The sequence below is a fragment of the Pseudoalteromonas sp. HF66 genome, assembly GCF_011806445.1.
Classification (GTDB): Bacteria; Pseudomonadota; Gammaproteobacteria; order Enterobacterales; family Alteromonadaceae; genus Pseudoalteromonas; species Pseudoalteromonas apostichopi.
In genome coordinates this window covers 29,242-51,990 of the sequence record NZ_JAATOU010000026.1, presented here as the reverse complement: position 1 = coordinate 51,990, position 22,749 = coordinate 29,242, and the positions used below count along the sequence as shown (strand labels likewise).

Here is a 22,749-nt window from a genome sequence, read left to right as displayed (position 1 = left end):
TACTTCTTAAAAGGGACTGCCATTGTTGCAAAGTAACGCCTTGATATTAAGCACCTGTGAAACGCTGAATTCTGCATCTTGAGGTGGCTTGGGTATGCACTGCTTCTTGCCCTGCTACAAATAAGGTTTGAAAGCAGGGCTTGAATAAGTTACTAAGCCATTGTCTGACTTACCAATTAAATAAACTGGAAGATCATGCTGCTCAGCGTATTGCTGCGCACGTTCCATGCCCATCACAGTAAGCGCTGTCGCTAAGCCATCAGCAGTCATCGCTGATGGGTGCAAAACTGTAACAGATACCAAATCATGGCGACTAGGCATACCTGTTTCTGGGTCAATTAGATGACTATACGTAACACCATCCATTTCGTAAAAAATGCGGTAATCACCTGATGTTGCAATACCATTGGTACCAGGCTCAATCACTTTATGCACTTTACGAACGCCAGGCTCAGCATCAGGCTGCTCAATAGCGATTTTCCAAGTGATGTTGTCTGGCTTAATACCCGATACACGCAACTCGCCACCAATTTCTACCATATAATTTTTCAAGCCATGACTTTCTATCACTTGTGCGACTCTATCGATACCATAGCCTTTTGCGGTTGCAGAAAACGAGAGTTCTAAACCATCAATTGTTTTCATTAAACCCGCATCAGTAAGTTTAAGCTTATCAACTCCTATCTTTGCAACCATTGCTGCCAAAGCTTCATCGCTTGGGCGTTTAGTCGGCTTTTTATCTGGGCCAAAGCCCCATAAATCAATAAGTGGTCCCATAGTGACATCTAAGGTTTTCGTTGATTCACCAAGGCGGATTGATTCAGCTACTACGTTTCTGAAATCAGCGCTAATTGGCATCACCTGCCCCGCAGGTAAATTGTTAAACTGATTAATTTCTGAATCTGGAATGTATGTCGACATTGACTGATTTACGTCTTTAAGCACTTGCTTAATCTCAGGATGTAAATCAACACCTGCAACCTTTGAAGACTCTGCAAACACCTTAATGTGATAAGTGGTGCCCATTGTCTTACCTTCAAAATAAAGCTCTTCTGCCTTATCTGCTTGGCTGCAGCCAGCCATGAGTAAAGTCATAGTTAATAGAAAAAAGGCCATCAAGCCTTGGCGATAAAACACTCTATTCATAGCATTCACCTTTTAGATACCACAGGGTTAGGTATAGAAATAAAAAAGCCTCGTAACACTATGTGCTACGAGGCCTGTATTCTAACCAAAACTTATTGTTTTGTGTATGGTGTTAGCCACCGAAGTCATCTAATAAGATGTTTTCGTCTTCTACACCAAGATCTTTAAGCATGTTGATAACAGCCGCGTTCATCATTGGAGGACCACACATGTAGAACTCACAATCTTCCGGCGCTTCATGATCTTTCAAGTAGTTTTCATAAAGTACGTTATGGATGAAGCCTGTATAACCTTCCCAGTTATCTTCTGGTTGTGGATCAGACAGTGCTGTGTGCCATACAAAGTTATCGTTTTCTGCAGCTAAGCCGTCGAAATCTTCTACGTAGAACATTTCACGCTTAGAACGCGCACCATACCAGAAGCTCATCTTACGCTTAGATTGTAAACGCTTAAGTTGGTCAAAGATATGTGAACGCATTGGTGCCATACCTGCACCACCACCTACGAATACCATTTCTGCATCAGTATCTTTCGCGAAGAACTCACCGAATGGGCCAGAAATAGTCACTTTATCACCTTCTTTTAGTGACCAAATGTACGAAGACATTTTACCACATGGAAGGCTTAGGTCTCTTGGCGGCGGCGTAGCGATACGCACGTTAAGCATGATGATGCCTTCTTCTTCTGGGTAGTTAGCCATTGAGTATGCACGAATTGTTTCGTCGTCTACTTTAGACTCCAGATCGAAGAAACCGAAGTGGTTCCAGTCGCCACGATACTCTTCTGGAATATCGAAGTCAGCGTATTTAACGTGGTGTGCTGGCGCTTCAATTTGAATATAACCACCGGCACGGAACGGTACTGACTCGCCATCAGGAATTTGTAACTTAAGCTCCTTGATGAAAGTTGCTTTGTTATCGTTAGAGATAACCGTACAGTCCCACTTTTTAACACCGAAAATTGACTCTTCAAGCTCAATTTCCATGTCGTTCTTAACATTTACCTGACACGCTAAACGGCAGCCTTCACGAGCTTCACCTTTAGAGATGTGATCAAGTTCTGTTGGTAGGATATCGCCGCCACCTTCTTTGATGTGAACACGACACTGACCACAAGAGCCACCGCCACCACATGCAGATGAAACGAAGATACCTGAATCAGCTAGCGCACCTAATAGCTTGCTACCTGCAGATGTTTTAATAGCTTTTTCTGGGTCGCCATTAATTCCGATGATGATATCGCCGCTTGCTACTAATTTAGATTTAGCACCAATGATAACTAAAACTAAAATAACAACGATAGCGATGAAAACACCAACGCCTAAGAAAATCTCATTCATGATTTATCCTCGCTACCTATTAAAGTGAAATACCAGAGAATGACATAAAGCCAAGACCCATCAGACCAACAGTGATGAAAGTAATACCTAAACCACGTAAGCCATCAGGAACGTCTGAGTACTTCATTTTTTCACGGATACCAGCAAGTAAAGTAATTGCTAGTGCCCAGCCCACACCTGAACCGATACCATAAACAACAGACTCGCCGAAGTTATAGTTACGCTCAACCATGAAAGATACCGCACCGAAGATCGCACAGTTAACTGTGATCAATGGTAGGAAGATACCTAACGCGTTATAAAGTGCAGGGAAGAACTTATCTAATGCCATTTCAAGAATTTGTACAAGTGCTGCAATAACACCGATGAAAGTCAAGAAACGTAAGAAGCTAAGGTCTGCCTCTGGGTAGCCAAGCCACTCTAATGCACCTGGTGCAAGAACAGCATGATAAACCAAGTTATTTACAGGTACTGAGATACCTAGTACCACGATAACTGCCACACCTAGGCCGATTGATGTTGTTACTTTCTTCGATACTGCAAGGAAAGTACACATACCTAGGAAGAAGGCTAAAGCTAAGTTTTCAATGAAAACCGCTTTTACAAATAAACTAATATAATGTTCCACTGCTCGCCCCTTACGCTTTTGCTTCTACTTGGTCTTTCTTAAAGGTACGAAGTACCCAGATGAATAAACCAATAATGAAGAATGCACTCGGTGGTAAAATCAATAGACCCATTGGTTGATACCAGCCACCATTTTGTACAAGTGGAATAATATCAACACCGAATAGTGAACCTTTACCGAATAACTCACGGATGAAACCAACAGTTAATAGTACTACTGAGTAGCCTAAACCGTTACCGATACCGTCTAGGAAAGACATTAACGGTGGTGACTTCATTGCGTATGCTTCAGCACGACCCATTACGATACAGTTTGTAATGATTAGACCAACGAATACTGAAAGCTCTTTAGCTGTTGCATAAGAGAACGCTTGCAGTACTTGGTCAACAACGATTACAAGTGATGCGATGATCGTCATTTGCACGATGATACGTACAGATGATGGGATGTGATTACGAATTGACGAAATAAACAAGCTAGAAAACGCTGTTACTAGTGTCAATGCGATTGACATGATTAGTGCATTTTTTAAGCTTGATGTTACCGCTAGCGCAGAACAAATACCTAGTACTTGTAATGCGATCGGGTTATTTGCGAATACCGGGCCAAATAGGACCGACTTCATTTCTTTAGTATCAGCCATTATTTCAACGCTCCTTCACGTACTTTCGCAAGGAATGGACCAAAGCCATGCTCGCCAGTCCAGAAGTCAACTGTGTGATCAACACCGTTTGAAGTTAATGTTGCACCAGAAAGACCATCGATTTGATGTTCATTCTTTGCACCGCTCTTCATGATATTGATTGGTAACTCTTTACCTTGCCATTTAGCAGTCCATTGTGGATTTTGGATTTCACCACCTAGACCTGGCGTTTCGTTGTGCTTGAAGAAGTTGATGTTTTTAACTGTTTCACCATCGCTTTCAAGCGCTAAGAAGCCGTACATTACACCCCAAAGGCCATAACCTTGGATTGGTAGAATGATTGCATCTGTAGAACCATCAGGTTTCTTCGAAATATAAACAGGTGAATTTTTTGTCATACGCTGAATACCAGCGATGTCTTTAATTCCTTCTGCTTTCAACGCAAAGCTACGAGCTTGGTCGAATTTTGTTTTCTCGAAGTCAAATGAGTTAGGATCAGCACCTTCAACAAACTCACCTGTGTTCATGTCTACAACACGAGCTTCAATTTTTGAGTTAAAGGTATCTGACACAGTACCTGATACTTCAATGCCTGCAGCCGCTAAGATATTACGTTGAATATCTTGTGTTTTGTTAGCTTGCTGTAAAGGACGAAGCTGAACTGAAGCAAACGATACGATGATTGCACACACTAAACAAAGTGCAACAACAACGGTTAGCGTTTTGCCGATTGATTCGTTATTACTAGACATTACGTGCCAACCTCCGCTTGATATTAGCTTGCACTACAAAGTGATCGAATAATGGTGCAAATAAGTTAGCAAATAAGATTGCTAGCATCATACCTTCTGGGAATGCCGGGTTAACAACACGGATCATTACAACCATAAAGCCGATTAACGCACCGTAAGCGAACTTACCTTTGTCTGTGAATGATGCAGATACTGGGTCTGTTGCCATGAAGAACATACCAAATGCAAAACCACCAAGAACTAAGTGCCAGTGCCAAGGCATAGCAAATACTGCGTTAGTTTCAGAACCAACTGTATTTAGTAAGAATGCCGTTGCAACCATACCTAGGAATACACCTAGAACGATACGCCAAGAAGCGATACGCACATAAATTAGGAATAAACCACCGATTAATAGTGCTAGTGTTGAAGTTTCACCTACAGAACCTTGAATGAAACCGTAGAACGCATTCCACCATAGTTCCATGTTGCTGTAATCAAGTGAACCAACCACTGCTTGACCTAGCATAGTCGCACCAGAGAATGAATCTACGGCTGTCCATACTGTGTCACCTGAAATTTGCGCTGGGTATGCGAAGAATAAGAACGCACGACCGGCAAGAGCAGGGTTAAGGAAGTTACGACCTGTACCACCAAAGATTTCTTTAGCGATTACAACACCAAACGTAATACCTAGTGCAACTTGCCATAAAGGAATCGTTGCAGGCAGGATTAGTGCGAATAGTACAGATGTTACGAAGAAACCTTCATTTACTTCGTGCTTACGCACTGAAGCAAATAGTACTTCCCAGAAACCACCTACAGCAAACGTTACTGCGTAGATAGGTAGGAAGAAGCAGGCACCGTAAAACATTTTCGCGCCCCAACCAGAGTCAGCAGTTAATTCACCACCGAATAATTGGAACAGACCAACTTGCCATGTGTTTGCTAGTTCAAAACCTTGCGCTAAAGCACCTGCAGCCTGATGGCCGATGTTGAACATACCAAAAAACATTGCAGGGAACGTCGCCATCCACACTAAAATCATCATACGTTTTAGGTCGATGTTATCACGAACGTGTGTTTTGCCTTTATTTACGTAACCTGGCGTGTAGAAAATAGTCGCAGCTGCTTCGTAAAGCGCATACCATTTTTCGTGTTTACCACCCGGTTCAAAATGCGGCTCAATATCTTCTAGAAATTTCTTTAAACCCATCTCTCTAGCCTTCCTTCTCGATCGTAGTCAAGCAATCGCGTAGGATTGAACCGTACTCGTATTTACCTGGACAAACGAAGGTACATAATGCTAAATCTTCTTCATCAAGCTCTAGCGCACCTAACGAAATTGCACCATCAAGATCACGTGCGATTAGATCACGTAATAATAGTGTAGGTAGGATGTCTAAAGGCATAACACGCTCATAGCTACCAATTGGAACCATGGCACGCTTCGAACCACCTGTTGAAGTCGTCATGTTAAATAGACGGCTAGGAGCAAGGTGAGATAAGAAGGTACGTGTTACTGAGAACTTGTTAGCACCTGGTGCAATCCAACCGAACAGCTCTTTTTCGCGACCTTCAAGTAATACAGATACTTGAACATGGTAACGACCTAAGAACGCGTGTGGACCTTGAGAAATAGCGCCAGATAATACAGAACCAGAAATTACACGGTTATCACCGTCTTCTAATTCGCCAGCAACTAAATCATCTAAAGATGCACCTAACTGAGTTTTCACTAAGCGTGGGTTTTTAACACGAGGACCTGCAAGAGAAACTACACGGTCTGTGAAAATTTCACCTGTTAGGAATAAATTACCAAACGCAATTACGTCTTGGTAACCTAAGTGCCAAACCTGCTTGCTTGCAGAAACTGGGTCTAAGTTATGAATGTGTGTACCAACAAGACCAGCCGGATGCTTGCCACCAAACTCATGTACTTCTACTTGAGGGATTGATGAACTAGGCACTTGGCTACCAGCTTGTTTACAAACAAATACTTTACCGTCAGTTAAACGAGACACCACAGCTAAACCAGCTTCAAATGCTTGAGTATTCTCAGCAATGATTACTGCAGGATCTGCAGCTAGCGGGTTAGTGTCGATAGCCGTAACAAAGATAGAGCTAGGATTTGCATCCAAAGCAGCTACTCTGCTAAATGGGCGAGCACGAAGTGCTGTCCATTGACCTGACTGAACTAGTACTTCTTTAACTTTTTCACGGTCTAAGCTCGAAAGCTCGTCGGCCTTGAAAGAGTCAAAGGTGATTTGCTCACTGCCATTAACTTCAATAACAACAGATTGCAGCACACGTTTAGCACCACGATTAATTTCTTTTACTACCCCAGAAGCTGGTGCAGTAAATAAGACGCCTGGGTTCTTTTTGTCTTCAAAAAGTACCTGGCCTTTTTTGACTTGGTCATCCACGCGAACATGCATGGTTGGACGCATACCAATATATTCTTCACCTAGCACAGCTACACGTTTGACGGCAGAACCATCATGAATAACTTGCTGAGGTGCGCCCTCTATCGGTAAATCCAGACCTTTTTTTATGTTGATCATACGCACTTGCATTACATTAACGGAAAGAAACTGAAAAATCGTACCAACCACGTCGCCATTTGATATGCTCAAGTTAAACTCTAAATATCAAAGAATAGCCTGTTTAACACCCCAAACAAGCAACGCAGTAAACTCCTCACATATATTGCCCGAATTTTAACATCAATCAGGGTGACTATGCGAGAGCAAATATGAAATTTATACGACAGATACGGTTATTTAGACTACAAAAACCATTTGAATAAAATTCAATATAGACCAAAGTGCTATTGATGGTGTTTTATTTTCACCCAGAAACAAAAAAGTCGCTTAAAAAAGCGACTTTTCAAAATCAGTTTGTTTAGCAATTAATCGATTAGTTGTGAAATCGCAACATCAGGATTCACATCTTGCTCGTAATCTACACTGTCGATACCAAAACCGAATAAACGTAAAAACTCATTGTGGTAACCCACGTAATCCGTTAATTCGTCGATTGTATCTGTATCTACTGTATCCCAAACATGTTGTACACGAGCTTGAACATCATCTTCTAACTCTTTGTAGTTTTGGAATAAATGACCACCTTCGTCAAAACGTGGCGTTTCACCGTAAAGGTTCTCAGTAAATAGCGAATGAATTTGCTCAATGGTACCTTCGTATGTGCCGTCTGCTTTCATTACTTTGAATAAAGCAGAGATATATAAAGGCATAATTGGAATTGCTGAGCTTGCTTGTGTCACAACCGCATTTAATGAAGAAACATACGCTTCGCCATTTAAGTCTTTTGTAGACTCTTTGATTGCTTGTGTTGCACGGTCAAGATCTTCTTTCGCTTTACCAATTGTCGCATGACCGTAAATTGGCCATGTTAACTCTTTACCGATATAAGTGTAAGCTGTTGTTTTAAAATTATCAGCAAGAACATCTGCTTCTTTAAGCGCGTCAATCCACATTTCCCAATCTTCACCGCCCATTACTTTAATTGTATTGTCGATGTCTTCTTGGCTTGCCGCTTCAACGGTTACTTCATCAATCACGCGCTTTGAAGTATTTAAGTTCTTCGTTGTGATATCAGAGCCGATTGGCTTAAGTGTTGATGAGTAAGTTTCACCTGTATTTGGATCAGTACGACGAGGTGACGCAAGGCTGTAGATAACTAAATCAATTTTACCTAAATCAGCTTTGATTGTATCAATTGCTTTTTGCTTAATTTCGTTAGAAAACGCATCACCATTGATATTCTTAGACCATAAACCGGCTTCTTCAGCAGCTGCTTGGAATGCCGCAGTGTTGTACCAACCTGCAGAACCTGTTTTGCGTTCGCTACCTTCTTTTTCAAAGAAAATACCTAGCGTTTTAGCACCGCCACCAAATGCAGCTGTGATACGTGATGCTAGGCCGTAACCTGTAGACGCACCAATCACTAATACATTTTTAGGTGCATTGCTTAGTGGTCCTTGCGCTTTCACATAATTAATTTGTTCTTGTACGTGCTCAGCACACCCTACTGGATGCGCGTTAGTGCAGATAAATCCACGAATTTTCGGCTTAATGACCATTGATCATCCTATATCTATCACAATAAAAATTAGCGCTAGTTTAAAGGCTAATAGTTAAAATACAGGTCTGATCAGTAAAAATTTTTCAGACCCACTTAAATCTTTCGAGCTTAAAATACCCAAGTAACAAGCTAGTTACAGTGACTGTCCATCTAATTTTAGGTGACTGTCCTGCTAATTTAATCGAACTTTGAGCCACCTAAGCATTTCGGTGACTCAGGTGCCTGTCCATGTTGTTCACTGAACTCTTCTGGAGTAAAAGTGTGAATTGCTAATGCATGAATATGGTTTGCTAATTCATCTTTTAATAGCTCATTTATTTGACGATGACGGGCAAGCAAAAGTTTACCAGCAAACTCTTCACTCACAACAACCACTTTAAAGTGCGATTCGGTTCCACGGCTATGCATATGACTTTCGTTGACAACATTTAGGTGTTTACATTCGATACCTGCCGCGAGCTTTTCCTCAATTTGTTGTTGCATTGACATGTGTCATGAACCTTTAATAGCAAAATAATTGTTAGCTACTATATCAAGGGCATGACTCATTTTGCCAATGATTTTATACGATTGAACGAAAGGTAAGGTTAATTCGAGGGTGTTTAAGTTTTTGCTGCTTTGGTAAACTATGTTGGTAATCTCGCTGGCTAAATCCATTCATAATTAAACAACTACCACTTTGCAGCACAACACTATGTTGTTCATTATTGTGTTTATGTTTTATTTTAAATATCCGTTCGGCCCCTAGTGATACAGAAGCGATTGTTGGTTGCTCACCAAGTTCTTTCTCATCATCACTATGCCAGCCCATACAATCTTGCCCATCACGGTATAAATTTACCAATAATGCATTAAATGGAATATGCATTGCTTTAGATAAACGCGCACGCATAGCATCAAGCACCTCTGGCCACGGTTCAACAATTAGCTGTGACCCTGAATAGCCATAGTTAACATTCGGATCAGCAATAAAGCATTGCAAACGCGGGATCACATGGCTTTTTCCATATACCTTTATCGTTGGTTGCTGCCAATTTAGGTGCTGCTGTAGATAGTAAAATAACTCGAGGCTTTTTTGTGCACTTAATGCATTAGCTTGATAATAAAACCCCTCAGGCAAATGATTAGGGTTGGCGTTTGGCTGTTGCATGTTAGAATTTACCTATACATTAATACTTTCGTAAAATCATGATGACCACCCAAGCACAGCTCGGTGATAACACCTATACCCTAGAACGCTTTCCGTTAGATCAAAAAAATCGCAGTCTTCAAGCGTGGGACTCAGGCGATGAGTACCTTGTCAATTATGTACAAGAGCACTATCCACATGCAAATTCAATCCTAATACTCAATGACAGCTTTGGCGCGTTAGCCTGTGCTTTAAATACATTAACAGTTCATTCAGTTAACGACTCGTATATTGCCCACCAAGCTACTCGTTATAATTTACAAGCCAATGAGCTATCAACAGAATCTTTAACACAATTGGACTCATTAGCAGCGTTACCTAATCAGGTTGATTTAGTGATTTTAAAAGTGCCACGCAATTTAGGCTATCTTCAGCATCAACTTGCTGCAATTAGTGCAGCTTTGCCTAGTGACATCGATGTTATTGCTGCTGGTAAAACGAAAGATATCCATAATTCAACCATCAAAGCCTTTAGCCAGTATATTGGTGAAACATCGACGAGTTTAGCGGTAAAAAAATCTCGTTTAGTCATCAGTAAAACCAGTGGTCTTAATAAAGTAGCTCCCTACCCTGTTAACTGGCCTCTAGAAGGTAGTGAATTTGAAATACAAAACCATGCAAATGTTTTTTCACGAGATTCATTAGATATTGGCGCGCGTTTTTTCTTTAACTATTTACCGCAAACAAGCAAAACACGCAGTATCATTGATTTAGGCTGTGGTAACGGTGTTGTTGGCTTGATGACCTTAAATCGTTGCCCTAACGCCCATATAACGTTCGTTGATGAGTCGTATATGGCCGTTGAATCAGCTAAATTAAACGTCACTCACAATTTACCAGAGCAATTAGCGCAGTGTGAATTTGTCCAAAACGACTGTTTAACCGATTTTAAGCCGAATAGTACTGACCTTGTATTATGTAACCCACCATTCCACCAAGCACAAGCCGTCACGGATCACATTGCTTGGCAAATGTTTAAACAGGCAAAACAAACATTAAAACAAGGCGGTGAATTAAGAATAATTGGTAATCGTCACCTTGACTACCATGAAAAATTAAAACGCATGTTCGGCAATTGTAAGTTACTTGGGTCAAACAAGAAGTTTGTAGTACTGAGTGCTACAAAAAATAATTAATGGAGCTTACTTCATGAAAAGATTACTTCCTTTATGTTTGTTAGCCGCACTTACTGCGTGTAGCAACCAGCCTAATCAATTAATTTTTAACCCAGTATATCAAGGCGGGAAAATTTCAAATATTAGTGCCAATGTTAGTACTAGCGTGATTGACTTACGTGGCGACAACGTAACCCTAAAAATAATTGAATCTGACAAGATTAAAACTCTTGCAAGCCCAGGAATTACTGATTCTGTAAAAAGCACCTTAGACAGTGCTTTAAGCCGAAATGGTGCAAACATTTCAAACTTATCAACAACGCGTTTTGAATTAGATATTCACAAGCTACAAGCGGTTGTTACAGAAAAAATGATGTCCCATAGCAGCAATGCAACAATAGAATTTGGGGTACGAGTGGTCAAAAATGCGAGCACTTTCAATAAAATTTACCAAGGTAATGCGACTATTGAAGGGCCGCTCAGACATGATCGCGCAAAAATAGAAGGTCAGCTTAATAAGTTGACTGAACAAATAATTACCCGCATTGTATCTGACCCAGAATTAATCGCCTACTTAGAAGGTTAACTATGAAGCGTATTTTTTTACTTAGTTTTGTATTGTTGTTTGCTCACAGTTCATTCGCAGCGACTGAGGGTAAATTTATTCAAAAAGACAACATGTTTCCACGCGTTGAAATTGTCACTACGCTTGGCAGTATTGTGGTCGAAATGGATCGCTCAAGAGCGCCAATTACAGTAAATAATTTTTTAACTTACGTTGCAGATGGCAGTTATCAGGGGAGTGTATTTCACCGTGTTGAGCGTGATGAAGACAACGAACGTGATTTTGTTATTCAAGGCGGTGGTTACGATAAAGATTACGATGGTCTGCACGAAAACGACCCTATTTTTAATGAAAGTGGCAACGGGTTAAAAAATGATATGTATAGCATCGCAATGGCATATCAAGACCGTAAACCTCACTCAGGTACTCGCCAGTTTTTCTTCAACATGGACGACAACGACCATCTTAATCCTGGTCGCGACTGGGGCTTTGCTGTATTCGGTATGGTAATGGATGGCTATGACACACTAGACAAAATTATGCGTGTCGAAACAGCTTTCAACGAAAAAATCGGTTACAGCTTTGTACCCAAAGATCCTGTTGTTATCTTAAATGTAAAAGTGCTAGACGCTAACCAATAATAAATAGGGGCGCACGCTCCTTAAACTGGCAACACTATGACAAAAACCCTTTCTATTTCAGAGTATTTCTCGTACTTCAAAGATAAACGTTTAATCAATATTTTTATTTTTGGTATCAGCAGCGGCTTTCCTTGGGTATTAATTGGCTCTGTTATGTCGGCTTGGCTAAAAGACGAAGGCCTAAGCCGCAGTATGATTGGGTTATTTGGCATCGTGTTTGGTGCGTATAGCATTAACTTTTTATGGTCACCGCTTGTTGACCGGGTAAAGTTACCTGTTTTATTTAACTGGCTAGGTCAGCGCCGTAGTTGGATTTTACTTTGCCAGTCAGTGATTTTTATTGGCACATTTTCACTTGCAGGGCTCGATATTAAAGCCAATCTCTGGTTTGCTGCCGCGCTGTGTTTAGTTATCGCAATCGCTTCTGCAACTCAAGATATTGCTATTGATGCGTTTCGTATCGATACTTTGGCCGAAAATGAGAGCCATAAAGCCACCGCTGCGGCAGCAATGGCTACTTCAGGTTGGTGGAGCGGCTACGCCCTATTAGGCGCCCTGCCATTTTATATGGCCGATATTCCTTCAATTGATTGGCCACAAGTTTACTTTTTCTTATCTGTGGTGATGTTGCTATTAATGAGCAGCGTATTTTGGGCAAAAGAGCCAGACTCAAATCGCGACACTGTACAAGCGGCGCTTGAACAAACCTATCAACAAAAGCTGGCTGGTAGTAAGCAAACTCGCTTTGCTAAAGTGATTGCCTGGCTTGCTGTGACCGTTTTTGATCCTTTCAGAACCTTCTTCGCCCGTAATGGCGTAAAAACAGCTTTAGCGTTATTGGCCTTTATTTTCCTATTTAAAATCGGTGAAGCCTTTTTAGGGCGAATGTCTATCGTGTTTTATAAAGAAGTAGGCTTTTCAAATAGTGACATAGCTACCTTCTCAAAAGTGGGTACTGCAGTGCTCACCATCGCTTTCACCTTTCTAGGTAGCTTATTTAATCAACGTTATGGCATTGTAAAGGGCTTATTTATCAGCGGTATTGCGATGGCAGCTTCAAACCTAGCATTCGCTTGGATCGCAATTGCAGGCCCTAAGCTGAGTTTATACGCCTTTGCTATTATTATTGATGGCTTTACCCAAGCTTGGTCGCTGGTAGCCATGGTGGCGTTTATATCCATGTTATGCGATAGAGCATTTAGTGCAACCCACTATGCACTACTTGCTTCGTTAGGAAATTTAGGCAGAACCTTACTTTCAAGCTACAGCGGCGTGGTTATTGATGACTGGCTAGGGGGAAATTGGGCGATGTTCTTTGTGCTAACAGCACTAATGGTGATCCCATCACTGGTATTCTTATTCTTAATTCGCCATAAGCTTTATGCGTTAGAAAACAACTATCATCAAAACAATTAACATATTTAATACGAATGTGATTAATTTGAAGGGAATGCAAGGGAGAGGTTTTAATAGTGCTTCCTTGCACCATTTGTATTACTTAAAAAGCGGCGTTTCGCTTTTGGTAATGAATAATTAAGCGTCTTTTAGCAGATTAAGACCTTCGTATGGGTCAACTTCTAAAGCGTCGCAATAACGCATGAATTCAATAACATCTAAACGACGTTCTTGGTTTTCAATTTTACCAATGAAAGAGTGCGGCGTACCTAAAACCTGTGCAAGGCTACGCATTGTGTGACCTTTCTCGTGGCGTTTAGTTTTAAGCCATTTTGTTAGTTTCGAGTTTTCTTCAGAAGAAACTGTTTTACCCATCATAAAATACATCTCCTACTAGATGATTCAAGTTAATAATTTAAGAGCGAAATTTGCCCGTCTCACTCTTGGATACATTATATACTAATAACTTTCACTTTGAGTAATTAATGATACAAATGTCTACATATTAGGTATGGACCGTTTTTGTACACAAGTCAAAGTGTAGCTAAAATAAAAGCAAGTGCTCTATAGTTAACTGGTTAACTGGTTAACTGGTTAACTGGTTAACTGGTTAACTGGTTAACTGGTTAACTGGTTAACTGGTTAACTGTACCAAAAAATTGATCAATTGGAAGCGTAACAAGATGAAAGTATCGCTTTAAATTCTGCATATTTATGCTTAAAGTGTATGTAAATACTGAAAAAGGCTAGGAAATGTTTCGTATATTATTTTTGTTGCCAATTGTACTGTGTGCGGTCTGGTACCTGTTTTTAAAACAAAATGGCGTACCAATTAAGCAAGGCAAGAAAGGATTTGTATATATTTTAATCGTATCTGCGTTAGTTTTAGGCTTCTTTTTACTGATGATTAAAGTGACCCAACACTAGGGTCACTCATTTTTAATTAAACAGTAACGAATTTACCGATAACTGATGACGATCTCTGAGCATCAACAAAATGGCGAAAGTACTCTGTGACAAATGTTAACTCACTGGCAACAACCGTTGTCAATGCACTCACCATCGGCATTAATCACAAAAAGGTAGTTAACAGTACCGGATGCAAACGCTGGGCACCGGTTCGCTAAATCGCCTCTTTTGTTGCTAGACCTAGGTTGTGTTAAACATTATGAGTATTAATCAATACTATATTGTTATTTATCACGATACCAAAAGGTTGCTTTAATACAATTAAACTAAGAACAAACCACAGTTGAAAATAGCATGGCACTTAAAATCAAAAACGCCTGATAAAAGCTGTTAAATTGCCTTCACAATATGATACCCATCACGAACAGCGCAGACACAAATGCATGCTCAATAAAGGCTTCTTACACATCTCGCTCTTGCGTTTCACCACACACTTTACTTGTCACACGAGGAATGAGCCCTTGCTGCTCTAACTATGTCTGTAAGCGTGGCTACGCAAAAAATCCTGCTAATAATACGTAATATTTAGCTGAGACGGGGTTTTATGAGAAGTTAAAGCAATAAAAAAGCCACATCAAGTGGCTTTCATAAATACCTAATTAAACGCTGAAGCTGGCTCCGCAACCACAGGTAGTTGTTGCATTCGGGTTATTCACAAAAAAGCGTGCACCTTCAAGCCCTTCAGTGTAATCAACAGTACCATCAACCAGATATTGAATACTCATGGGATCAACAACTAGTGTCACACCATTTTTTACAATTTCTAAATCGCCAGGGTTAGCTTTTTCATCAAAAGTAAAACCATATTGAAATCCTGAGCAACCACCGCCCGTTACGTAAACACGCAGTTTAAGATCTGGATTCTCTTCTTCTTCGATTAACTGTTTAACACGAACAGCCGCTGCATCGCTGAACTTGATTGGCAACTCATCTGACATACCAAAACCCTCAAAACCTATAATGGTTGCAATTATCTAATACCCGAGTGTTTTAATCAAGTATCCACATGGGACAACTCAATTTAGCGGGACAATTGGCTAACCTATTTGTATTGGACTAAAGTTAATTTGTACTACATTTTAGCTGGCGATATTTTGCACTGAGGAAAGGTAATTGTGATAGAGCACTTCAAGCTTCACTTTATAACTGATCACTTAAACAGTGCACAGGTCATTCCGGCAGACTACGATTTACTACTCGTTTCTGCTTCAATCCTCATAGCCATATTCGCTTCCTATATTTCTTTTTTATTATCTGCCCGTATCAAGCACTCTTATCTAAAAAATGAAAGTCAGGTCTGGACCATCATGGCTTCTTGCTTTTTAGGAATAGGGATTTGGGGAATGCACTTTGTTGGTATGCTTGCATATAACTTACCCATCCCTATTGAATACAATATTAGCATCACCTTGGTCTCAATTTTACCAAGTGTATTTGCCAGTTACATCGTACTATCCCCTGCCTTACAAACGGATAAAGGATTATTTTTCAGAAGTATTTTAATGGGTGCAGGAATCGGTTGTATGCATTTTGTTGGTATGATGGCGATGGTTATACCTGCAAAAATGGCCTATGAACCTTGGCTGTTCTCTTTGTCTATTCTCGTAGCTATTGTTTTATCAGGTATCGCACTAAAGATTAATGATTTTCGACTTGCCAAAGGCGTTCATAAAACACGAATGAATCTGGTCGTTGCCTTGATAATGGGCAGTGCAATCTCGGGGATGCATTACATCGGCATGATATCGATGTCGGTTTTTGAAACTGAATATACCACTTATGTTACGAACCATGACTACTCAACGTTAGCTCAACTTATTATTTTTATTCTTGCAGCATTAAGCCTGCTTGTACTGGGTGTTGTTGAGCTCAGAGCAAGGAGCTTGTTATCGGCAAAATTAAAAGCTGTGCTTAGTACGGTAAAAGATGCGGTTATTAGCTTTAATAATGAAGGGAGAATTGAATTTGCCAACCCTGCTGTTATCCACATTTTTGGTTACCAACCACACGACTTAATTGGTAAACATATTCGCACTCTCATACCGGAAAATTCTATAGAACTTGATGAAATTTTACGAGACTCACAGCTTAGCAAAAAAAGTGCAGGTAAAGGGACCAGCCGACTTTTAAAAGGACAACGAGCGAACAAAAAGCGGTTTCCTATAACTTTAGCAATCAGTTCAATTGGTAAAAAAGAGTCCGGACCTTATGTTGCAACCATAAAAGATCTCTCTGATATTCGAAATCAAGAAGCCTTTACGCAAACTATTTTCGATAATTTGCCAATTATGTTGTTTGTGAAAGAAGCTGGGCATTTAACATTTAGCCATGTAAATAAGGCCGGTGAGCAACTACTTGGTAAAAGTAAAAATCAACTAATCGGCTTAAATGACTTTGATATTTTTAGTAATGAACAAGCAGTCAGCTTCGTGCAAACCGATCGCGATGTATTAAAAGGAGATGACACCCTTACTATCGATGAAAATCCAATCACTATCGATGGCAATACTCACTACCTAAAAACCCGTAAACTCGCAATAAAAGACAGCAACGGTAAAGCACAATATTTACTGGATGTATCTGAAGATGTGACTGAATTAAAACAAGCTAAAAGCGAGCTTGAAAGCTTACACCAGCGTATGTCTATGGCAGCTGATGCCGCACATATTGGCATATGGGAATGGAACTTTGATACTAACGAACTGATTTGGGATGACTGGATGCATACCTTATTCGAGATCCCAAAATCAGAATTTAAAGGGGACTATTCAGCTTGGGCAAATAGCCTGCATCCAGATGAATATGAAGACGTGACCAACAAGCTAAAACTCGCGATCTTAAATGGCGAAGAGTTCCACGCAGAGTTTCAAATAGTTCTGCCTTCTGGCAAAACCCGCTATATCAATGCTGATGGCAGAATATACGGCAACCGTATGATTGGCGTTAATTTCGATATTACGAAACGAGTTATGGCAGAGAAAAAAATACGACAGCTGGCACAAACAGACCATCTTACTGGTTTAGCTAACCGAAATGCGCTTGAGCGTTTCATCAAACAAGAATTTGCTCGGGTTGAAAAGACAGGCTCTAAAGTAGGTTGCTTGTACTTTGATCTTGATAAGTTTAAGCCGATTAACGATAGCCATGGCCATGCTATGGGGGATAAAGTTTTGGTAGAGGTTGCCAAACGCTTACAAGATACAGCTAGCAAGACCGATTGCGTTGCACGCATTGGTGGAGATGAGTTTGTGGTTATTGTTACCGACATAGAGAGCCAAGCACAAATAAACCGTGCGCTATCACGCTTGATATGTGCAATTAAAGCGCCTATAAAATCTGAGTTTGGTGATTTGCAAGTTGAAGCGAGTGTTGGTTTTGCACTATACCCCGACGATGCTCAATCATTTGATGAATTGCTAAGCATGGCCGACAAACGCATGTATAACCAAAAGCATCACTGCTTTAGCTGTAATGTTATGAGCTGTAAATAAGCAAATAAATACTGATAATAAATCTAATTTAGACGTATACTTATTAAACAATTAATAATAACTTTTTACCATGCGCACTTGTTTTTATGCTCTTATTATACTTGTTTTCAGCTCATCTTCAGCTGCTAGTACAAGGTTACAAGAAACTTGGAAAATAACCTCACTAGAATTCCCTCCATATGCTAGCAGTGAAATGGAAAATGGCGGAGATGCCATCGCTTTTTTAAGAAGCTCGCTTGCTAAACAATCTATAAGTCTTGAGGTTGAATACTTACCTTGGCAGGATGCTATAAAAAAAGCCGAGTTAACAGGCTACCTTGGTTATTATCCTGCTTGGCCTTCAGAAGTAATGCCTGGTTTTATTGCCTCACCAACTATCTTAAACTCCCAAATAGCGGTTATTACTACCCAGTCAAACCCACAGGATTTTGAAAATATTGAACAGCTTTTTAGTGAAAATAAAGTAGGAGTTGTTGGGCCCTACACCTACCCTGATGTTATCAAAAAAGTAATCAAATCCTATGAAGACAGCATAGTAAAAACAACAAACGATAAAGAGTTGTTTCACTTAATGCAAACTAAGCAAATTAATTTTGCGATTAGTGCGCCAAAAGTTCTTAATTACTTTGCAAGGCAGCAGAACTTCCCAGAGCCAAAAATAGTGACTCAGTTTCCAGACTTCCCGTTAGTGATTGGTATGAGAGATAATGCGGAGAATCAGGCTAAAATCACTTTACTCAATGATTTATTTGCTGGCACTAGTTCTTTAGCAACAAACTACTCTCGGCCAAAAAAATTGTTGTTAACCTATATAGATATACCTCGCATCACGCCTTTTAAAGAAATAATGGCTGATGTTTATAGTGATTTAAATATCAAGGTTCAGATGCAAGCAACCCCGGCTAGAAGAGGCGTATTGCTATTGAACGCAGGCGTGGTTGACGGTGATATTGTGCGTTCAAAAAGCAACCTAAAAAAGTTCGACAACGTGATTGTCGTTGAGCCAAGTCTTGGCATTATAAACTTGGTACTTTTGTGTCGAAAATCACGGCCATGTGACCGGGATATTTTAGCTAAACCAAATAATCGAATTATGAGTTCTATTGGTGATACCGAGATTCTCAGCGAGTTTGATATAAAGGCAGAAATTATTAATAACGAAGACTTAAGCCATACCCTTAAAATGTTAAAAAAAGGCCGTCTAGATTATGCGCTCTACCCTGCACTGAATAGCGATATCAACATTTTTCAAAATGACTTCTCTGTGGTTATCTTAAGACAATTGGCTATAAACACAGTTATTCATAAAAAACACGCACCGCTTGTAGATGAATTATCTAAAGCAATTACCGCTCGCTTACCTGAATTAACGAAGCAAATTAACAACAGCACAGATTAGCTAAATTTACCCAAAATGCGGATAAATTATAAAATCCCAACGACTTAGTGAATTTGATTTGCTAAAATGCAGCTCAAAAGTGCTGTGAGGAAATATGCATGTGGCTTGAGAGACTAAGACGTCGCCTAGCAAAGCCTAAAACATCTGTGCAATTGTGCTTACTTGGTGTAAGTGCAGGGTTAATTGCGGCAGTGTTGATCATACTTTTTCGCCTCACCATCATGTTTTTTCAAAGCTTATTTTTAGATAAGCCCGACGATTTTACCACTTTACCAACTTACGAACGGGTGATAATGCCTGTTGGTGCAGCCTTATTAATTGCCTTATTTGCCGCCTTAACAGGCTTTAAGCATTATCGCCTTGGCATCCCATTCGTAATACACCGCATTAAAAAACATTATGGTCATATGCCGCTCTATAACACGGTCAACCAATTTGTCGGTGGTGCACTAGCTCTAATTAGTGGTTTTTCAGTTGGTCGAGAAGGTCCATCAGTACATATGGGCGCAACAGGTGCCAGTTTACTCGCCGACAAGTTACACCTTCCCCATAATGCAATGCGCACTCTTACGGGTTGTGGTGTCGCGGCAGGTATTGCCGCATCGTTTAATACACCACTAGCAGCCGTCATATTTGTAATGGAGGTGGTGCTCAGGGAATATAAAGTGCATATTTTCGTGCCCATCATGCTTGCAGCGGTTACAGGGGCATTAGCAACTCAATTTGTCTTCGGTGATGCTTCAGAGCTTGCGCTTATCACCATGAACCCATTGAGTGGTTGGCATTATCCATTTTTAATCATTTTTGGTATGGCACTTGGCGCTGTTGCTTATGCGTTTAACCAAAACTTAATGCTCATAATTCGCACATTTAAACCACTTAGCATGTTTCCTCGCCTATTACTGGCAGGATTTATCGCGGGCTTGATTGCTTATATGGTCCCTCATGCAATGGGCTCTGGTATGAGTGCTATTACTATTGCTATTGAATCACCTGACGATGTGCAGTTTTTAACAACCATCTTGATTGCCAAATTACTCGCCACCTTGTTTGCTATTGGTTTAGGTATCCCCGGCGGAATCATCGGCCCTGTTATTGGGCTAGGAGTTTTGATGGGCACCTTAATGGCCTTTTTTGCACAGTTTATTAGCCCAGGCGTTAATATCACAGGTACCTATAGCATGCTTGGCATGGCAGGGTTATTGGCCGCGACATTACACGCACCACTTGCAGCTTTAACCACGGTTATGGAGTTAACTTCAAGTCCTGAGATTATTGTGCCTGCGATGATTGTGATCTCAACGGCCTATGTCACTGCACTGCAGTTTTTTGGTAACCGCTCTATTTTTATGCAACAACTCGATTTCCAAGGGCTTGAATATCAAATATCACCAGCCACCGAAGCATTGCAAAAAGTCGGGGTGATGGATGAAATGGATGAACAATTCAAGCTACTCTACAGTGACGACAAACAACAAATCAAAGAGTCGCTGGATGCCCTTGATAGCCAAACCCCTCTTATTGTTCATGATGAAGAAAATGGCTACCGCCTCGCAGAGTATGATTTAAGTTTGATGTCTGACCAAGAAAGTAATATCAAATATGTTAGCCTTGCGGGCTTAAGTAGCCAAGCCACTTTAGCCGATGCCTTTGACTTACTAAAAGATAAGCGCAGCGGTGCAGTGTATATTTACAACCTGCTTGATAACCAACAAATTATGGGACTTTTGCGTTGGGACCAAATCAGACATATCCTTACCATACGTAACAGCTTGTTATAACAATTAAAATGGATGCTTAAATGACTGCACTATTAGTTTATAAAACTTTCCACGTATTTTTTATGATTGCTTGGTTTGCAGGTATTTTTTACCTGCCAAGACTATTTGTATACCATGCAATGAGTGAAGAAAAAGCCTGCAACTCAATGCTTAAAGTAATGGAGCGTCGTTTACTTTATTTTGTTACACCGTTTGCCGTTTTAACACTGGTGTTTGGCGTACTCACTATTTTTGAATATGGCCGTGATTGGTTTAGATATAGCATGTGGCTGCACTACAAACTTGTGTTAGTCATTATTCTTTACATCTACCATGGCTACTGCTTTAAATTACTGGCTGACTTTAAGCATGACCGTAATACACGAAGCGATCGCTTTTACCGTATTTTTAATGAAGTTCCAGTACTCATCCTTTTAGCTATAGTGGCACTGGCAATTATTAAACCTAACTTATAATTTGCTGCTGTGTACGCTAAAAATTTGCTATAGTACTGCGCAAATTTATGCGGCCTCCCATACCGAGCGCCAGCGCCCAATAAATGTAATTAGGAACAAACCCCATGCTAAGTTTCCAAGGTGAAAATATCCTGTCGGTCAATCAGCTTGATCGAGATTGTATTGAACGTATTTTTGCAGTTGCTAAGAAAATGGAGCCTTATGCTAAAAAGCAAAAGCGCACCAATGTTTTAGAAGGCGCAATTTTAGCGAACTTGTTCTTCGAGCCAAGTACACGTACCCGTGTAAGCTTCGGCACTGCATTTAACTTACTTGGTGGCTTAGTTCGTGAAACCACGGGCATGCAAAGCTCTGCGTTAGCAAAAGGTGAGTCTTTATATGATACAGCTCGCGTAATCTCAGCGTATGCAGATGCAGTTGCAATGCGCCATCCAGACGCAGGCTCTGTTGCTGAATTTGCCACAGGTTGCGATGTACCTGTTATCAATGGCGGTGACGGTTCGAATGAGCACCCGACACAAGCCTTGCTTGACTTACTAACCATCGAACGTGAACTTGGTCGTTTCGACCAAGGTATCGACGGTATGCACATTGCCCTTGTAGGTGATTTAAAATATGGCCGTACTGTACATTCTCTATCTAAACTACTTTGTCATTATAAAGACGTAAAATTCTCTATGGTGGCACCTGATGGCTTGCAAATGCCAGACTACATTTTGGATGCTGTTGATAACGCTGGTCATAAAATACAAGTAGTGGATAAAATGGAAGGCAACTTGGCGGCAGATATTGTGTATCAAACCCGTATCCAAGAGGAACGCTTCCCTTCACAAGAAGAAGCTAACAAATACCGTGGTGGTTTTCGTATCAGCCAAGCAATTTACAACGCACACTGTAAGCCCAACTCAGTACTGATGCACCCACTTCCTAGAGATAGCCGTTTAGAAGCAAACGAGCTAGATAACGATTTAAATAGCAACGACAACCTAGCAATTTTTCGCCAAGTACAAAATGGCGTGTTAATTCGCATGGCGTTGTTTGCTCTAACCTTAGATGTTGCCGACAAAGTTGAGCAATATGAAGTCGACGTGCCTTGGTTCAGCCGTAAACGTAATAGCTAACACGCTTCGTTTTGGGTTCTTTGAGCCCTTGCAA

At 40.5% G+C, this 22,749-nt stretch carries 21 protein-coding genes; 9 read left to right on the top strand and 12 right to left on the bottom strand.

Annotation, left to right across the window (positions count from 1 at the left end):
* Window positions 1–114: 114 nt before the first annotated feature.
* The 10 genes from HCZ11_RS18125 to HCZ11_RS18080 form a co-directional block, all read right to left on the bottom strand.
* Window positions 115–1,146 carry an FAD:protein FMN transferase gene (locus tag HCZ11_RS18125; RefSeq protein WP_167659144.1) on the bottom strand — a complete coding sequence of 344 codons (1,032 nt, stop codon included), beginning with the start codon at window positions 1,144–1,146 and terminating at the stop codon, window positions 115–117.
* A 112-nt stretch (window positions 1,147–1,258) separates the two neighbouring features.
* Window positions 1,259–2,485 carry an NADH:ubiquinone reductase (Na(+)-transporting) subunit F gene (gene nqrF, locus HCZ11_RS18120; RefSeq protein ID WP_130052183.1) on the bottom strand — a complete coding sequence of 409 codons (1,227 nt, stop codon included), beginning with the start codon at window positions 2,483–2,485 and terminating at the stop codon, window positions 1,259–1,261.
* 19 nt (window positions 2,486–2,504) lie between these two features.
* On the bottom strand, window positions 2,505–3,113 hold the full coding sequence (gene nqrE, locus HCZ11_RS18115) for an NADH:ubiquinone reductase (Na(+)-transporting) subunit E (RefSeq protein WP_016708692.1): 609 nt from the start codon (window positions 3,111–3,113) through the stop codon (window positions 2,505–2,507).
* A gap of 10 nt (window positions 3,114–3,123) precedes the next feature.
* Window positions 3,124–3,756, bottom strand: a complete 633-nt coding sequence (locus HCZ11_RS18110; RefSeq protein ID WP_054554281.1) for an NADH:ubiquinone reductase (Na(+)-transporting) subunit D — start codon at window positions 3,754–3,756, stop codon at window positions 3,124–3,126.
* Window positions 3,756–4,508: a Na(+)-translocating NADH-quinone reductase subunit C gene (locus tag HCZ11_RS18105; RefSeq protein WP_054562304.1), complete on the bottom strand. Its 753-nt coding sequence runs from the start codon at window positions 4,506–4,508 to the stop codon at window positions 3,756–3,758. The genes HCZ11_RS18110 and HCZ11_RS18105 overlap by 1 nt, the downstream gene beginning before the upstream one ends.
* A complete protein-coding gene (locus tag HCZ11_RS18100; protein ID WP_130052184.1) occupies window positions 4,501–5,703 on the bottom strand; it encodes an NADH:ubiquinone reductase (Na(+)-transporting) subunit B in 1,203 nt (400 codons plus the stop codon). Before HCZ11_RS18100 ends, HCZ11_RS18105 begins: the two co-directional genes overlap by 8 nt.
* A 4-nt stretch (window positions 5,704–5,707) precedes the next feature.
* Window positions 5,708–7,051 carry a Na(+)-translocating NADH-quinone reductase subunit A gene (locus HCZ11_RS18095; protein WP_130052185.1) on the bottom strand — a complete coding sequence of 448 codons (1,344 nt, stop codon included), beginning with the start codon at window positions 7,049–7,051 and terminating at the stop codon, window positions 5,708–5,710.
* Window positions 7,052–7,398: 347 nt separating this feature from the next.
* Window positions 7,399–8,592 (bottom strand): enoyl-ACP reductase FabV, encoded by a 1,194-nt coding sequence (fabV, locus tag HCZ11_RS18090; protein ID WP_130052186.1) that lies wholly within the window; start codon window positions 8,590–8,592, stop codon window positions 7,399–7,401.
* Window positions 8,593–8,771: 179 nt separating this feature from the next.
* Window positions 8,772–9,083 (bottom strand): BolA family transcriptional regulator, encoded by a 312-nt coding sequence (locus HCZ11_RS18085; RefSeq protein ID WP_167659143.1) that lies wholly within the window; start codon window positions 9,081–9,083, stop codon window positions 8,772–8,774.
* A gap of 73 nt (window positions 9,084–9,156) precedes the next feature.
* Window positions 9,157–9,744 carry an alpha-ketoglutarate-dependent dioxygenase AlkB gene (locus HCZ11_RS18080; protein WP_167659142.1) on the bottom strand — a complete coding sequence of 196 codons (588 nt, stop codon included), beginning with the start codon at window positions 9,742–9,744 and terminating at the stop codon, window positions 9,157–9,159.
* A gap of 41 nt (window positions 9,745–9,785) precedes the next feature.
* Here HCZ11_RS18080 and HCZ11_RS18075 point away from each other — a divergent pair, with 41 nt between their 5' ends.
* Genes HCZ11_RS18075 through HCZ11_RS18060 form a run of 4 tightly spaced genes read left to right on the top strand, consistent with a single transcriptional unit; the run spans window position 9,786 to window position 13,520 of the window.
* Window positions 9,786–10,919 (top strand): methyltransferase, encoded by a 1,134-nt coding sequence (locus HCZ11_RS18075; protein WP_167659146.1) that lies wholly within the window; start codon window positions 9,786–9,788, stop codon window positions 10,917–10,919.
* Window positions 10,920–10,932: 13 nt separating this feature from the next.
* Window positions 10,933–11,484 (top strand): YajG family lipoprotein, encoded by a 552-nt coding sequence (locus HCZ11_RS18070; protein WP_167659141.1) that lies wholly within the window; start codon window positions 10,933–10,935, stop codon window positions 11,482–11,484.
* A 2-nt stretch (window positions 11,485–11,486) separates the two neighbouring features.
* Window positions 11,487–12,104, top strand: coding sequence for a peptidylprolyl isomerase (locus tag HCZ11_RS18065; RefSeq protein WP_167659140.1), 618 nt, complete (start codon window positions 11,487–11,489; stop codon window positions 12,102–12,104).
* A gap of 36 nt (window positions 12,105–12,140) precedes the next feature.
* A complete protein-coding gene (locus tag HCZ11_RS18060) occupies window positions 12,141–13,520 on the top strand; it encodes an MFS transporter (RefSeq protein ID WP_167659139.1) in 1,380 nt (459 codons plus the stop codon).
* Window positions 13,521–13,637: 117 nt separating this feature from the next.
* Here the strand turns inward: HCZ11_RS18060 and HCZ11_RS18055 are convergent, their stop codons facing one another.
* Both HCZ11_RS18055 and erpA read right to left on the bottom strand, forming a co-directional pair.
* Window positions 13,638–13,877 carry a helix-turn-helix transcriptional regulator gene (locus HCZ11_RS18055; RefSeq protein ID WP_054562310.1) on the bottom strand — a complete coding sequence of 80 codons (240 nt, stop codon included), beginning with the start codon at window positions 13,875–13,877 and terminating at the stop codon, window positions 13,638–13,640.
* Between the two features lie 1,190 nt (window positions 13,878–15,067).
* Window positions 15,068–15,406: an iron-sulfur cluster insertion protein ErpA gene (gene erpA / locus HCZ11_RS18050; protein WP_036966451.1), complete on the bottom strand. Its 339-nt coding sequence runs from the start codon at window positions 15,404–15,406 to the stop codon at window positions 15,068–15,070.
* Between the two features lie 177 nt (window positions 15,407–15,583).
* Here erpA and HCZ11_RS18045 point away from each other — a divergent pair, with 177 nt between their 5' ends.
* The 5 genes from HCZ11_RS18045 to HCZ11_RS18025 all read left to right on the top strand — a co-directional run bounded on the left by HCZ11_RS18045 (window position 15,584) and on the right by HCZ11_RS18025 (window position 22,715).
* Window positions 15,584–17,959 (top strand): diguanylate cyclase, encoded by a 2,376-nt coding sequence (locus tag HCZ11_RS18045; protein ID WP_130049520.1) that lies wholly within the window; start codon window positions 15,584–15,586, stop codon window positions 17,957–17,959.
* Between the two features lie 193 nt (window positions 17,960–18,152).
* Window positions 18,153–19,358: a transporter substrate-binding domain-containing protein gene (locus HCZ11_RS18040; protein WP_167659138.1), complete on the top strand. Its 1,206-nt coding sequence runs from the start codon at window positions 18,153–18,155 to the stop codon at window positions 19,356–19,358.
* 98 nt (window positions 19,359–19,456) lie between these two features.
* Entirely contained in the window at window positions 19,457–21,139 is a 1,683-nt protein-coding gene (locus tag HCZ11_RS18035; protein ID WP_167659137.1) for a chloride channel protein, read from the top strand.
* A gap of 20 nt (window positions 21,140–21,159) precedes the next feature.
* Entirely contained in the window at window positions 21,160–21,594 is a 435-nt protein-coding gene (locus tag HCZ11_RS18030) for a CopD family protein (RefSeq protein WP_130049523.1), read from the top strand.
* A 104-nt stretch (window positions 21,595–21,698) separates the two neighbouring features.
* The gene (locus HCZ11_RS18025) at window positions 21,699–22,715 is read left to right on the top strand and encodes an aspartate carbamoyltransferase (RefSeq protein WP_130049524.1); all 1,017 of its coding nucleotides are present in this window, start codon (window positions 21,699–21,701) and stop codon (window positions 22,713–22,715) included.
* Window positions 22,716–22,749: the final 34 nt, after the last annotated feature.